11 protein-coding genes are annotated in these 15,052 nt (G+C 56.4%); 7 read left to right on the forward strand and 4 right to left on the reverse strand.

Annotated elements, in window-relative coordinates:
• Nucleotides 1–95: 95 nt before the first annotated feature.
• Nucleotides 96–2,144 carry a GxGYxYP domain-containing protein gene (locus tag Pla52nx_RS23175; RefSeq protein WP_146523278.1) on the forward strand — a complete coding sequence of 683 codons (2,049 nt, stop codon included), beginning with the start codon at nucleotides 96–98 and terminating at the stop codon, nucleotides 2,142–2,144.
• 370 nt (nucleotides 2,145–2,514) lie between these two features.
• Here the strand turns inward: Pla52nx_RS23175 and Pla52nx_RS23180 are convergent, their stop codons facing one another.
• Entirely contained in the window at nucleotides 2,515–3,681 is a 1,167-nt protein-coding gene (locus tag Pla52nx_RS23180; RefSeq protein ID WP_146523279.1) for a BON domain-containing protein, read from the reverse strand.
• A 334-nt stretch (nucleotides 3,682–4,015) separates the two neighbouring features.
• Nucleotides 4,016–6,100 (reverse strand): elongation factor G, encoded by a 2,085-nt coding sequence (gene fusA, locus Pla52nx_RS23185; protein ID WP_146523280.1) that lies wholly within the window; start codon nucleotides 6,098–6,100, stop codon nucleotides 4,016–4,018.
• A 643-nt stretch (nucleotides 6,101–6,743) separates the two neighbouring features.
• On the opposite strand from fusA, the gene rpsR reads away from it, so the two are divergent.
• The 4 genes from rpsR (at nucleotide 6,744) to Pla52nx_RS23205 (ending at nucleotide 11,906) form a co-directional block, all read left to right on the forward strand.
• Nucleotides 6,744–7,022 (forward strand): 30S ribosomal protein S18, encoded by a 279-nt coding sequence (gene rpsR, locus Pla52nx_RS23190; RefSeq protein WP_231742751.1) that lies wholly within the window; start codon nucleotides 6,744–6,746, stop codon nucleotides 7,020–7,022.
• Nucleotides 7,023–7,246: 224 nt separating this feature from the next.
• Complete coding sequence (locus Pla52nx_RS23195; RefSeq protein WP_146523281.1) at nucleotides 7,247–7,660, forward strand: acyl-CoA thioesterase; 414 nt, start codon at nucleotides 7,247–7,249, stop codon at nucleotides 7,658–7,660.
• A 554-nt stretch (nucleotides 7,661–8,214) separates the two neighbouring features.
• Nucleotides 8,215–10,008, forward strand: coding sequence for an ABC transporter permease (locus Pla52nx_RS23200; RefSeq protein ID WP_231742754.1), 1,794 nt, complete (start codon nucleotides 8,215–8,217; stop codon nucleotides 10,006–10,008).
• 68 nt (nucleotides 10,009–10,076) lie between these two features.
• Nucleotides 10,077–11,906, forward strand: a complete 1,830-nt coding sequence (locus Pla52nx_RS23205; protein WP_231742755.1) for an ATP-binding cassette domain-containing protein — start codon at nucleotides 10,077–10,079, stop codon at nucleotides 11,904–11,906.
• 55 nt (nucleotides 11,907–11,961) lie between these two features.
• On the opposite strand, the gene Pla52nx_RS23210 is transcribed toward Pla52nx_RS23205, so the two are convergent.
• Nucleotides 11,962–12,387 carry an HD domain-containing protein gene (locus Pla52nx_RS23210; protein ID WP_146523282.1) on the reverse strand — a complete coding sequence of 142 codons (426 nt, stop codon included), beginning with the start codon at nucleotides 12,385–12,387 and terminating at the stop codon, nucleotides 11,962–11,964.
• Between the two features lie 423 nt (nucleotides 12,388–12,810).
• Here Pla52nx_RS23210 and Pla52nx_RS23215 point away from each other — a divergent pair, with 423 nt between their 5' ends.
• A complete protein-coding gene (locus tag Pla52nx_RS23215; RefSeq protein WP_146523283.1) occupies nucleotides 12,811–13,401 on the forward strand; it encodes an alpha-ketoglutarate-dependent dioxygenase AlkB in 591 nt (196 codons plus the stop codon).
• 57 nt (nucleotides 13,402–13,458) lie between these two features.
• Nucleotides 13,459–13,989 carry a DUF5662 family protein gene (locus tag Pla52nx_RS23220; RefSeq protein WP_146523284.1) on the forward strand — a complete coding sequence of 177 codons (531 nt, stop codon included), beginning with the start codon at nucleotides 13,459–13,461 and terminating at the stop codon, nucleotides 13,987–13,989.
• Nucleotides 13,990–14,400: 411 nt separating this feature from the next.
• On the opposite strand, the gene Pla52nx_RS23225 is transcribed toward Pla52nx_RS23220, so the two are convergent.
• Nucleotides 14,401–14,829 carry a zf-TFIIB domain-containing protein gene (locus tag Pla52nx_RS23225; protein ID WP_197455078.1) on the reverse strand — a complete coding sequence of 143 codons (429 nt, stop codon included), beginning with the start codon at nucleotides 14,827–14,829 and terminating at the stop codon, nucleotides 14,401–14,403.
• Between the last annotated feature and the right edge of the window lie 223 nt (nucleotides 14,830–15,052).

Genomic DNA, 15,052 nt, shown 5'->3' on the forward strand with positions numbered 1-15,052 from the left:
GAACCTGATACAATCCACGGCGAATCGGGCGAGTTGAGAAGTGACGACCGATTGACGCCGGTGCCAAACGCGGACTTTCAGAGGTCTTGGATCAAGTGTTGTGTCGTTCATTTACTACTCTGGCTTTTTATCTCGCCCTGATCTTGCTATCGGCTTGCGTCCCGACCGTTTTGGCAGAGGATGTGAAAGGAATTCGTTGGCCTGAAGGGCAAGCGATTCCGAAATTCTCGCAGCCCGCCGAGACGCTTGACGCGATTGAATTGCAGTCGTTGTCCAGCGACGAGCAGATCACATTCTCGTCGCTGCAAGGTCAAGTCAACGCACAGCGGCCGCGGATCCTCTTGCTTGATGCACGCGCCGACGAAGGCCGCGACACCTGGGCCGAGACACCGACAGTCGCTTTGGGGGAACGCAAGATCTACGATCGCGACGAGCGGTTTGAATTGCTACGCAAGTACATCGGCGAATTCAAAGGCTACGTTCTCTATGATCCCAAAAAGAGTTCCCACTATCGCAACTTGGCGGGAACCATTGCGGGAATCGAACACTTGTTGCCCGTGTCGGTACGGTTGGCTGGCGAGCTGCAAAACGCTGGATTGAAGCTAGAGATCATCCACGACTTGACTACCCTGCCGATGACAACTGGTCCGGAAGTCTACAAGTACATGCACCAAGAGGTTTGGCCACGGTGCACGAAACGCTTGCTGGTCAGCGCGGACCCTGGTCGAAATGGAGATCACAGTCACACTCGAGACATCGCCGCGGCCGTGGGCGCTGCGGTGGTTTGGCTGGACAATCGCGATCCGGACGAAAGGGACTTGATGCGAAAGTTCTTTGCGGAGATGGCGGCTGGCGATGCCATTGTCTTGGGGTGGTATACGACGGAGCGATCTGGCATCACGACTGCGTCGGAGTTTGGCATTGGCACCGTGCCCGCCGATTTCTATGTCAGCGGCAGTGTTTACGGAAGCGGAGACGATGCCATCGAGATACCGCCCATTCCACCACGCGACTCGCTTGACAACAAAGCGTACCTGACAATCTTTATCAGTGATGGCGACAACGTGCAGTACAACCAACGTGCCATGCGAAAAGGCTGGGATCGCAACCGACGCGTTCGTGGAACGATTCCATTGAACTGGACGATTTCGCCAGCGCTCGTGGATATCGGCCCCGGTTTGATGAACTACTACTATCGGACAGCGACACCGATGGATTGCTTCGTCACGGGACCATCCGGCATGGGCTACATGATGCCCGTCAACACGCTGAACGAACCCGGCGCACCGGCCGGTGTGTACACGACAGAGCCCGCGATGATGAGAGGATACGCAAGGATGACGCAGCGGTATTTGCGTCGATCTGGTTTGCAAATCATCACGGTCTGGGACAACTTGACCCCGCAGCATCGAGAAATTTTCGCGAACGAGTGTGACGACTTGGAAGGCGTTACCGTGCAGAATTTCCGTGACGATCCGTCCGTCGAGTCGAGCGAGATCGACGATCGCCTTCGATTTGAACGATTGAAGATCCCGTACTGCACGACACCCGAGCATCTGGACCGTGACATCCGAGGGCGGCTTGCGCGATGGAACCAAAAGGAGCCACTCTTCCTCGCCTATCAAGTCAATGTCTGGCAAGAACTGTCACCTCGAAAGATCAAAGAACTTGCAGATCAATTGCGTCAGGAATTTGGTGACACGATCTGTTTTGTCAGGGCCGACCACTACTTTGATTTACGGAGGGAGGCCGATGGATTGCCGTACAACTTGACCAAGCTGTCATCGACAAGAAACCGCAGCGTTCCTGATTCGACCGCCGAGATCGATTGCCTAAGCGACGGAAGCATGGCAACGTCTATGGAAGTAACGTCGCCTCACACGATTGAGTTTGAATTTCAATCTCAGGTAACGGTGGACCGTTTTCGCTGTCTCTGTGAACGTCCACAAGACATCGTGGTCGACGTCCTGTTCTGTGCTGATGGGGACTTCGGCCAACTCACCAAGCGAAAAGATGACGCCCCCGTAAACCAGTGGCTGGACTTCGCAACTGATGCCACACGTTTTGTACGTTTCACCGTGCGGCCAAGAGAACCGAACCATTCGGTGACACTCAGTGAAATCGAGATCTTTGGCCGAGAGTGATTGCGAAAGTGCTTGATTGGTCGGCTTGCGATTTCTATCACGCTAGTGCATCGTCCAGTGTTGATTTTGGGGTTAGCCGTTTTGGCGATAGCCACGGTTGAGTCGCGAAAACCGTGGCTAACGCAGGGCTGTCAAAACGTTGGTCTTGACATGCAACTTCAATTGACCGGTTTTGTTTCTCATTTGGAAGCTACGCCTTCGGCGTAGTGGGAGAAAAGTTGCGCATGCCAATCCCCGTACAACCCCAACCTTTTGACAGCCCAGTGTGTAGGATCACGCTCTTGGATGTCCTCGCCTTACCAAAAAAAGCCGCGGGCGATGTGATCATCGTCCGCGGCTTCGTTTTCAGAACTGTTGATTGCCTGACCGATTACTTATCGGTGAAGTCCAGGAACCACCATCCGTCATCCCATTCCAGGGAGACCTTACGCCAGCCCATGGGAACTTGAGGATAGGGGTAGAACGGTCCGATGTATGGCCAAGCCGAGGGGCTGTACTGTTGCGGATAGCTCAGTGCAGCGTAGTTGGGGCTCGATGCGTAACCTGGCCAAGCGTAGTTGGGCAAGTTGGGTGCATCATAGCGAGGAGCACCGACGCCTCCGCCGTAGTTCATCGGCATTGGCTGCCCCATGGGAGCGCCCATCATCGGGGCACCTGCCATTTGCATTTGGTACTGAGCGGGCATGGCTGGCACGCCCATCGGAGCGGCTGCCATGGCAGCAGGGGTACCGTAGCTTTGCATCGGCTGGCTGACAGGATCTACCGCGACGGGTGTCATCCGGGTGCTGGCCATTTGAGCAGGAACCGCAGCGTGTTGCTGAGTGGGCTCGGGCAGACGTGGCAAGCTTGGGACGCTGATCGAATCGTTGACGGTGACGACGCCGGGGACTTGACCGGCAAGTTCAACGATCCGTTCGCGTTGTGCTTCGGAGCTGGCACGTCCACGAAGCTCGATGACTCCGTTGTTGCATTTGACGTCCACGCCGAATCCACGCAGTTGGCCGGCTTTTTGAGCCTTGCCTAGTTCGCTGACCACACCATTGATCAGAGCTTGATCGTTGTTGGTGGGCTGTGCGACTTCCATTGCAGCGGTGCGAAGCACTTCGCCCGGTGCTACTTCCTGCGGAAGGTTTTCCACGGGATTGTTTTTGTTCGCTTCTTGAGCCAATGCTTCTCGAAGCGAGAAACCTGGATCACTGCTAGCGACCTTGGCCGTCGGTTTTACGACCGCCGCCGCTTTGGGCTGAGCCTTGGCGTTGACGGTGACTTCGTCGACGACATTGCTGATGCCCTCGATACCTTTGGCGGCCGCCAAGACGAGTTCTTTCTGCTCGGCTTGACTAACGGCACCGCGGAACAGGACGACGCCTTGGTCGACCTTCATGTCCAAAGTGAAATCTTTCAAGGCTCCCGAATCACGGTTGCTCTTGAGCCGGGTCATGATCTGTTCGGCAATCTCTCGGTCACCTGCGTAGGCCTGCACAGACCCGAGCACGGTGATCGCGGCGATCGCCCATCCGAAATACTTACGACGCATTGAATTGCCTCCCTACAGTTCTGAAACGCTCCGGCTCGAAGCATGGATCTCCGAGAACCACCCGCATCATTGCGGGGACCTGGCCACGGGTGGCGATAAAGCCTACGGGTCATCCGTGCCTTGCCGGTGTTGTTGGTTGTTTCGGCGATTGGTGGAATCGGCAGGTAGGTTTTTTCTGATTTTGTGGCTGATTCAAGCCCCAAACACCGCAAAGTCACCCCAGATTACCGTCACGGCACAAAAAAACGCCGCCTTCGGGTGAAGGCGGCGTAAGCGGGTTTGTCATCAAGAGAATGCAAGCTATCCACGTGTTGAGCGCGGACCAGCGGCGAGCCTACTTTTTGGCTTCGCGTTCCTTGCGTTTCATCTCGACGATTTCTTCTTGGATGTTCGACGGTGTCTGGCGATAGGTCGCCAGTTCCATCGTGAAGGTTCCTTGGCCTTGCGTCATGCTTCGCAGGTCGGTTGCGTAGCCGAAGGTTTCGGCCAGTGGGACTTCCGCCTTGATCACGCAAGTTCCTTCGATGACGTCGTTGCTGTTCATCAGACCGCGGCGACGAATCACGTCACCGACCACGGTTCCTTGGAACGCCTCGGGGACTTCGATTTCCATGTTCATGATCGGCTCAAGTAGCTTTGGTGCGGCTTGCTTGAAGTACTCACGGAAGCAACCTTGGGCAGCGGTGTAGAAGGCCTTTTCCGAGGAGTCGACGTCGTGGTAACTGCCGTCTTCCAAGTCGATCTTGGTTCCCACCACGGGGTACTCAGCCAAGGGGCCTTTGCCCAAGATGTCTCGGAATCCTTTTTCGACCGCGGGGATGTATTGCTTGGGAATACGCCCTCCGACGACGTGGTCTTCGAACTCAAAGCTGTCTTCGCTGATCGATTCCAGCGGGCTGAGCTTGCCGACGATGTGGGCGTATTGACCAGAACCACCGGTTTGCTTCTTGTGCTTGTAGTTGAACGCGACTTCCTTGGTGGGGCTTTCGCGGTAGCTGACTTTTGGCGCACCGACTTCGATCTCGACGCCGTATTCTCGACGAATCCGTTCGATGTAGACTTCCAGGTGCAACTCGCCCATCCCGCTGATCAGGATCTCGTTGGTTTCGTCGTCGGTGAAAACACGAAACGTCGGGTCTTCCTTGCGGAATCGCTGCAGGGCCTTGCTCATTTTGTCGCCATCACCACGGACTTTGGGATTCACCGCGATCTTGATGACGGGATCCGGCACGAACATGGATTCCAGCGTGCATTGATCGCGGTCGAGGCAGTAGGTGTCGCCGCTGGCGGAGTCGATGCCCATCACCGCAACGATGTCACCGGCGCTGGCCTTATCGACTTCTTCACGTTTGTTGCTGTGCATCCGCACGATGCGGCTGAATCGCTCGCTCCTGCCGGTACGCTGATTGACGTAGGTGCCGCCCTTTTCGATCGTGCCTTGGTAGATACGCATGAAAGTCAATTGGCCGAAGGGATCGTCGACGATTTTGAACGCCATGCCGACGAATTTTTCCTTCGGGTCTGGCTTCAGTGCAATCTTGACGGTTTCGTCGCTGGGGTCGTTCCCGTGGATCTCGCGATCCAGCGGGCTGGGCAGGTAGCGATTGACAGCATCCAACAGAGGCTGGACTCCCTTGTTCTTGAAGGCCGAGCCCATGAACACTGGAGTTGCACCGGCGAGCACTGCATCGCGTGTGACTTTGTAGATCAGAGGGAGCGGTACTTCCTCTTCGCTGAGCAACAGCTCCATCATCTCGTCGCTGTACATGCTGAGGGCGTCAAGCATTTGCACGCGTGCCTCGGCGCACTCGTCGGCGATGTTCTCAGGGACTTCGCCGACGATGATGTCCTGGCCTTCGGTGCCAGAGAATCGATAGGACTTCATCTCGACCAAGTCCACGACGCCTTCGAAGTGGTCTTCGGCACCGATCGGGTACTGCATCGGAAACGCTTCGGCGCCGAGTTTTTCACGCAACTGTTGGGTGACTCGGAAGGGGTTGGCGCCGGTGCGGTCCATCTTGTTGATGAACGCGATGCGGGGCACTTGGTAGCGTTTCATCTGACGGTCGACGGTGATCGACTGACTTTGCACACCACCGACGGAGCAGAGGACGAGGACGGCACCATCGAGCACACGCAGCGACCGTTCGACTTCGACGGTGAAGTCGACGTGGCCGGGAGTGTCGATGAGGTTGATGTGGTGATCTTTCCATTGCAAGCTGGTTGCGGCACTGGTGATCGTGATCCCACGTTCCTTTTCCAGTTCCATGTGGTCCATCGTAGCGCCGTCACCGTCACCGCGGACGTCTTCGATTTTGTGAATTCGCCCAGCGTAGAACAGAATTCGTTCACTGAGCGTTGTCTTGCCCGAGTCGATGTGGGCACTGATACCGATGTTCCTGACTTTCTCCAGCTTCATAACTTTCACCTAAGCGAGGCACACGATACTTGTTGAGTTCTCGGGGACGCGGCAGACACTCGCGTCGACATTAATTGGTTAGGAAACCGAGAGAAAGAACGTGGCTTTTTATGTGGGGGTTGACCATGGAAATGGTTTCCCAGACCGGTCAGCGACGAGTGCACAGACAGCACTGGACGCATGGTGTCACGACGCCGCGAACAGGGAGCGGATCGAGCCGGGCTGGAAGGGGGGGGACGCAGGCCTGGCTGGCATCGGTGGCATCGAATCCCGGTGGCGGGAACACGCGAAGGACACCGTTGGCAGTGGCTAGTGAAATTGTCGATCGCCAGTGCGTCCGACAATTTGTGAGGAATATGGCAAAGGATTCGTCAGTTGGAAAGGGCAAATGCCGGGCCAACTCACCGGACCTCCTCACCGATCGGTCAGCCGATGGTTTGCGCAAAGGCAGGATTTCCCCTTGTCAGCCCGCCCGCGCCCCTGCATACTCCCCGGTTCGAAATATTGGCGAGTCGACGAGCGAGTGCACCTTGCGGGTGAAATTCGAGTCTTGTCGACCGCTTCGGGATACCAATCTCACGCTGTGAGTCTTTGTCTGTGGTGTCCCGTGATTGTCCGATCGCCTAAAGAGAAAGAACCCGCAATGCCTCCACGTCCCATGAGCACCCGTAGCCGGGCGAGAAAACGTTCTCGCGTCCGATCTCGTGCGAAAAAGAAAGATCCGATTTTCGTCGATGGCCAGCGTCCGCGGCCGATGTACGTCGACTACAAAGACGTCGAACTGCTCAAGAAGATGATCAATCGTCAGGGCAGAATCGTCGGCCGCCGCAAAAGCGGTTGTACTGCCGCCAGCCAGCACGCCGTGACCTCCGCGGTCAAACGTGCTCGGTACATGGCCCTGCTGCCGTTCGTTGGCGACTGATTTCGGGATAGTGTTCTTCCAAGACAGTAGTCTCAAGACCCGGGTCCGAGATGGCCGCCATTAATTTGCGGCCTGGGTAAGATCCGGGTTTTTTGATGCGCCCCGACCTGTTTATGGAACGGCAGCTCCATTTTCGTGTGTCCCCATTACATTGCCCCACTGTTGCCGACCTCGTCGGATTCGGTGACAAGGTTGCCTTCTCTACAGCACGAGTCCCCCTGCCCATGAGCTTTTTGACGCGACGACGAGTCGAATTTCGGGACACGGATGCGGCCGGGATCGTGCATTTTTCGGCATTTTTTCCGATGATGGAGGTCGCCGAGCATGAGATGCTCAGGTCTCTGGGAATCGCCATCTTGCCCGACCACGACTCGACCCCGAGGCTGACTTGGCCTCGAGTCTCTGCCCAATGCGACTATGTGTCCGCGGCCCGCTTTGAGGACGAACTGCAGATCGAGGTCAGGATCGGCAAAATCGGCAACTCGTCGGTTCGCTACGATTTTGCCTTTCGCAACGACGAAACGATGGTCGCGAAGGGCTCGATGACGGCCGTCTGCTGTGAGCTGTTGCCGGGCGGCGGGCTGGCCAAAGCGACGATTCCCACAGAGATTCGCGAGAAATTCGCTTCGGTGGGCTAGCCCTGGGCTGTTCAAAACATTGGTGTTGGCATTGTTTTTTCAGTCCATGTTTTTGCCCCATGCATCGCAATCAGAGTGAGCCTCAGGCGCTAGCCGTGGGCCGGCACCACAATCCGCCTCAGGCCCACGGCTAGCGTCTGAGGCTCACAGGGCGCCACCAGCTGCGCCGGGAGAGGTGACAGAAACTTGCGGAGCGACATAGTGCCACAACCCCAAATTATGAACAGCCCAGCGCTAGCCCGGATTATTCACGCGACTCACTACGGTCTTCGCAACACGTTTGCGTGAAACGGCTTGCGAGGGTTGGCATGAAATTAGTCTGCGCATATCAGCCGCCACGCGATAGCGTCCGGTTCTCACGCCTGTAATCGGGAACCGGACGCTATCGCGTGCCGGCTGATGAATATTCCGGGCTAGGGATTCGGGCATCTGCTGGCAATTGACCGCATTGGGAAAACCATTTGCGTGATCGCTGCGTACACTCCTTGCCGGGTCACCGGTGCGCACCCAATGCTCTGATCGAAACCTAATTTCCTTCGTTCTTTTCTGACCCCATGAACTCTGCCCTCCTGAGTCTCGATTCCGTCCTCGGCACTGCCGGGCTCGATTTTGCCTCCCCGGCTGCCTTTTTATCATCGCCCTCCATGATGGTTGGCCAGATGACACAGTGGTTGCCGATTTGGGCGACACCGCTCTATGCGATCGCGATCAGCCTGCTGTTGGGTGCAGTGATCAGCATTGTGTTCTACGCGATCTTGGCCGGACTTTCGTTCATCCCGCCACTTGGAAAACTGGCCGACTCGTCACAGCGGGGCGTGATCGCTTCGTTGGTTGTCGGCGGCGTGATCGCTGGATTTTTGTGTTGGCAGTACGTCCCCGGAGCAGGGCAGTATGCCGGGTCGTTGTATTTGCCGTTGATCGCTGCCGGGCTGGTGGTTGGTTTTGCGACAGTCTATGGAATGTGGCATCGCACCCGCGTCGAATGGGCGGGGATTCTCAGTGAAGGTGTTTCGCCGTACCTGCTGGCAGTTGCAGGTTCCTTTGTGGTTATCGGGTTGATCGGTTCATTGTGGGTCGCCACGCCGATGGAGTTTTTGCGTGCGATCCCAGAGGTCCACTTGGTGGGCGACGGAACTCGAACGGAGACGCTCAGGATTCCACCGGCCAGCGAGTCGGCCGACGGTACTTTCTTCAAGCAAGACGTTCAGTACGACCTGACGCAGTTGGCCGAAGTCACCTTGCTGTCGGACCGTACGATCACGATCGGCGACGCGGCCGACCCCGCGGATTTCACCCGCCCGCCGACCAAAGTCCAAGCAGACGAGAAGCTGAGCTATCGATACGAAGATCGTGACACGCCTCCGCTGCCAGCCGATTCATCGAAGCTGTTCATCCAGAACCAGGAAGTCGACGAAGCCTTGGTGACGATGACCTTCCAGACCGTCCCACGCATCCCGCAAGCGGTCGCGTTTGTCTCGATTGCGGTCGGTTTCTTTTTGATGATCGCCGCTCTCGTTTCGTTTCGCCAAGCGGCGCCGCGGGTTTGGGCACTCGCCCTGTCGACGGCAAAGAACGAGATGGCTCAGATGCTTTACCTGATCCTGATGATCTTGGGCGTCGTCGGAGTGGTCGTGTTCTCGATCTATCCCTTCAATACGCTGGGCGATGACATTCGCATGTTCAAGGACAGCAGCGTGACCTTGATCATGGTGCTCGGCATGGGCTTGGCCGTTTGGAGCGCCGGGACATCGGTCAGCGACGAAATCGAGGGGCGAACGGCGCTGACGGTGTTGAGCAAACCGGTCAGCCGACGCTCATTCCTATTGGGCAAGTATGCCGGGATCATGATGTCGGTCTTGGTGCTCTTTGCCGTGATCTCCACGTTCATGTTGATCCTGATGTCGTACAAGCCGATCTATGACGCTCGTGAGAGTTCGCTCGGTACCCCGATGTGGCAACAGGGGTTTGAGGAAATCATGGCGACGCTGCCCATCTTGGGGCTGTACTTCATGCAGACGATGGTCATCGCAGCGATTGCCGTCGCTCTGGCCACCAGGGTGCCGCTGCTGGCCAATTTCATCACCTGCCTAGTGATTTACGTCATCGGCAACCTGACTCAGCCATTGGTCGCATCCAGCCAAGGCAACAACGAACTGGTGGCATTCGTCGGAAATTTGATCGCCGTCGTGGTGCCCAATTTGAACGTTTTCAACGTTCAAAGCGCCATGGATGCAGGAAATCAGGTGCCTATCATCTACGTCGCGGGAGCTTTCAACTATCTTGTATACTTTGCGATCGCTATCTGGATGCTAGCGATGCTCCTTTTCGAAGACCGAGACTTGGCGTAAGCCGGCTCTCGGCGTCCGGTGAACCGTCGGGACTCGGGGAATCGTGCGGTAACGGGGATTGAAGTAGCTTGAACCCACTCCGAATGTTGACGGCACCACGCAGAGAACCCGAAGCCTCGGGGGGGCTGCTTTTTTATGTCTGGGCGATGCTGGCCGGCTTGCTGGTCCCCGTCCTCGTCGTGATGGTCGGCCTGATCGCGTTGCAGTTAGAAAAAGGCGGCCTCAGCGAACCGCTCGCGCGACTGGGAACCCACCTTTGGATTCCCCTGCCGGTGTCCTTGACCGGCTCGCCGGCGATGGTCCAGTTGACGATGCTGGTTGGCGTGTCCCTCGCAATAGCGGTGCTCTTCTCTTTCGCCGTTTGGCAACATCGACGCACGGCAGACCGGCGGTCGCTACGGATCGTCAAATCGCTCCACAAACAGGTCCTGCGTCAGAGCCTGCGGAAAGCGGAAGTCGAAGGCGCCGCGGCGCAACGTTTTCACGCCGCGCACCTGATCGGTGAACACTTGCCCGAACTGCAACAAGGCTTGTCGTTCTGGTTCCGCGCCGTTCCTCGCAGCCTGCTGATGCTCATCGGATGCGTCGCACTCGCACTGATGGTCAACATTTGGCTCGCCGTCCTGGCCGTGATCAGCGCCGTGTTTCTGTGGCGGCTGTATCAGTGGGCTCACGGAGGTGACGAGCACGAACTCAATCAATGGGAAGTCCCCCGGGCACGTGACCGGATGGCGGAATTGGTCGGGCAAGCCCCCATGCTGGCTCGACTGCAAGCTCAAGGAGTCGCGGACCGCGCATTCGAGTCCGAGTTGGAGGCGTTGCATCGGCGCCTCGACGCGGAGGACGCGTGGCAGGGCCGAACTTGGCCTCTGCTATTCTTGGCGACATCGGTTGCCACCGCGATCCTCGTCTTAGGACTCGGAATCAATTTGCTCGATACCGATCAAGGCCTCAGTGTGCCGTCGGCGCTCGTGCTCGGTCTGGCTCTGACCGGTGCCGCAGTCGCCGCCGGTCGCTTGCTAGAACTGAGACGCAATCGCGGTGCCTATGCACAAGCCACCGACGCAGTTTACGCGTACCTGCAACGCAGCGATCAAATCTCACCCAGCGAGCAACGAGTGGGTTTTGCGGGAGTTCGCGAAGGCGTTGAGATCCATGACGTGACACTGGGCGATTCCCACGGCAGGCCCATCCTCAGCCACCTCACGCTGGATTTTACCAAACGCACCATGGTGTCGTTAGTCGGTACCGATGCGATCTCCACCCAAGCCCTGATGGAATTGCTGATGGGCTTTGGGCATCCGTCGGCAGGCCAAGTCTTGATTGACGGCATCAAGTTGCTGGAGATCCACCCGACCGCGTTGGCTAAGAACGTTATGTGGATCGAACCGTCGGGGCCGCTCTGGGACGCGACCGTGGATGAAAATCTGCGTGGCGGCGACGACCAGATCAACAACTCCGACCTCGTGGAAGCACTTGAATCCGTCGGGATTTACGAGCGGATTCAACGCTTGCCCGAGGGACTGAGCACCTACGTCACCGCGGGTGATTCCGCGCTTAGCGAAGAAACCACCTACGGGATCGGCATCGCCCGTGCGTTGCTACACAAACCACCGATCTTGCTGGTCAAAGAACCTCAGCCTCCGGCGGAGCACATCGCGAACGACGCATGCTTGGCCGCACTTCGAAAACTGGTCGATTCGGGAACCTTGGTCGTGATCCTGCCACGTCGATTGCAAACGTTGCGAGAATCCGATCGCGTGGTCTTGCTCAACGGAGCCAACGTGGTCGGCGAAGGCAAACACGCGCAGTTACTCAGCGATAGCGACCTTTATCGACACTTGAATTACCTGCTATTTAATCCCTATCGCCCCAAACGCACCCGCGGCATACCCTGACACCGCCCAGCGTTTACTAACACGACCATGCCACCCGTGACGCTCGCCAGCAGTTTCAGGTTGCCTCACTCAGCCGCATGAAGGCTCGGTGATACTTGGCCGCGCGAGTCAGATCATGTTCCGACAGCACGGGCATCTCCAACAGATTGGAGTTGTCACGAAGGTCGGCTAACTTGACCGCACGAGCGATCGGATTGGGTCTGATCCTGTCAATGTAGTCCTCGTAGCTGCTGCCATCGTCGTGCGTCAGCAACGCAAGTGCGGCGAGAATCTCGTCAGTGAATCCTTCCGATTTCAGTTGGTCCATCGACACAGAAGTATCCTCAACAACATCGTGCAGCACCGCCACGATTCTCTCGTTGTCGGATTCAACCGAAAACATCAACCTCAACGGATGCAGGACGTAAGGAGTTCCATCTCGACGCGTTTGACCACGGTGAGCCGTCACAGCGATTTCGATGGCACGTTGAAGATCACTCATTTGTTCTTCTCAGGGTTAAAGGGGGTAATGGTGGACTTCTCAAAAGTTGGGATTGACATGCAACTTCAACTGCCGGTTTTGTTCCTCCCTTCGGCGTAGGGAGAAACAGCAGTGAAGTCAATGAATCGATTCGGAGCGGAGCGATGACTCGGATTAAGATTAAGAATATGATTAGGATTAAGAATGTCGTGTTTAGCAAGCCGCTGAGCGGTATCCCTAGCCCGGATTATTCAGGTGACTCGCTACAGTCTTCGCAATACGTTTGCACGAAACGGTTTACGCGGATTGGCACGAAAACAGGCTGCGAATATCAGCCGCCACGCGATAGCGTCCGGTTCTCACGCCTGTAATCGGGAACCGGACGCTATCGCGTGCCGGCTAATGAATAATCCGGGCTAGCGCCTCGAAATATACGATCAATCGATGAACCCACTGCCATTGGACTGTGAAGCGTTCTTCCAGGATGACTTTCTGTCTACTGAGCAGGCGGATGCTCTTTTTGATGAGATCGTTTCCGGTTTTGACGTCACCAACAAACGGATTCCGATGCACGATGGAACAGAGTTCATCAACGAAACGGGTTCCTACCTTTTTGCCGATCGCGAACTGACGTCCTTTGACACGCTGCCGGCGGTATGGGGAGCCAGATCGCAGTGGACTCCATCACTTGAACAAGTGCGGGATCGAATCTTCAGTGAGACAAGGACATGCTTTCAAGTCGCTCGATGTGTTTACTACAGGGACGGCTCCGAAGGAATGGAGTTCCACTCTGATCCTCCTGCCTATGGATCCACTGCAAGAATTGCGTCGTTGAGCCTTGGTGCTGAGCGAGAATTTGTGTTCCGAAAGACAGCGGCTCCGGAAGAACAGTTTTCGGTTCGCCTTACCTCGGGCAGCCTGCTGTTGATGGGGGCGGGATGCCAGGAAACCTACGAGCACGGGCTGCCTCGTGACGACCGATGCCGAGAACCCCGACTGAACATCACTTTCAGGATGTACGGATTCGATGGATGATGTATCGGACAAAACCGACCGCCAACTGATGCGCCCTAGAATCACCTTTAAATCAAGATGACCAACGCAGAGCCGACACGCGAGATGATCGCGTTCTATGAACGACGCACCCGCGAACACATCGAACGGGTGCGGCGGTGTTTACGGGTGATGGCGTCAGTCACTGATTTTTCCGACGACCTCGAGGAGCGTGCGAGAACGCACGACGCGTCAAAGTTTGGCCCCGATGAACGAGACGCTTACATCTGGCTCACCGAGTTTCATCGATGTCGCGTCAGTGGGGAACCGTTTGAGTATCCCGAAGGAATGGAACAGCGTGTTCGGGCGGCGGTGGATCACCATGTTTCAACCAACCGCCATCACCCAGAGTTCCACTCGGACCCCAACAACATGACCGATGTCGACTTGATCGAAATGGTGTGCGACTGGACCGCGATGTCTCAAGAATTCGGTCAAGATGGAGGCAGCGCTCGAGGATGGGCAGATAAGACCATTGGTCAAAAATTCATGTTCTGCGATGAACGTCGCGATTTCATCTATCGCACGATTGACCAACTCGATGCCAACCTACCCCACTCACTGGATTGAGAATTGCGACGCACTGCAATCGACACAACACGTTCGCGCAAAACGGTTTCGCGTACTGGCACGTAAACAGTCTGCGTAGATCAGCCGCAACGCGATAGCGTCCGGTTCTCACACCTATAATGGGGAAACCGGACGCTATCGACGTGGGGAACATGAGGTTTATTGCTGACGTCTTTGATCACCCATCTGTATGGGGACTGAGTCGGGAAAGCGAAATTGGATCCCGCGAGGGATCGCAGAAGAACGAACCGGCGATGATCGCTGCGTTCTATCGCCGGCTACCGTCTGAGACCGCTTCACGGTCATATGCGGCAACAATTCTTTTCACGTTCCGAACGTCGAGCGACATTGTCGTTCGACTCTCCGATTCGAAAACGCGAATAACGTTTGCACTCTGGTGCAGAGATCGGTTCAGCTAAAAAAATCGCTCAGCCGCGAAAAGAATCCGGCGCGGACCTCTTCGGCTTCCGAAGTCGTCTTCTCAAAGAAAACCTCGAGCGCCTCGATCTCGCCACCATCCAACCAAGTTCCTCGGCATGTGGGGCAGGTGTCGACTAGGACTTGCGAACAGAAACCATGTTCACGCCGCTCCATCTCTCGACCACATTTTGGACACTGGATCGCAGGTTTGGAACGTGCAAACGCCATTTCGTAGGCGCTGCCGACAACATCGGGGAGCTGTTTGATTTCAGCGGAGTAGTCCTTTTCCCGCGCGTCTTCAATGCGTTGCAGTTCTTGCCAGTCAAGCCACATTCCGCTGCACTGGCTGCACTGATCGACTTCGATGTCGCCTTCGTATTTGGTAGCCGTCAATTCGGTTCCGTCATGTGGGCATTTCATCAGGCACTTGTCCAAAGAAGAGGTTAAAACGAATGATTGCGGCGGCATTCTACACTATCGAGTACTGATATTTGAAGCATCACGCATCGACGAAAAGCTTTTGCAAGTCACCCTGAAACACCGATGCCCTGAAAGGGCCCGGACATGAAAGCCCAGGGCACAGCGAAGCGACGCCCTGGGTTAAACAGTTGCATTCCCCCCCCTTCACCCTGAAACGGTGAGA

The organism is Stieleria varia (assembly GCF_038443385.1).
In the GTDB taxonomy this organism is placed as follows: Bacteria; Planctomycetota; Planctomycetia; order Pirellulales; family Pirellulaceae; genus Stieleria; species Stieleria varia.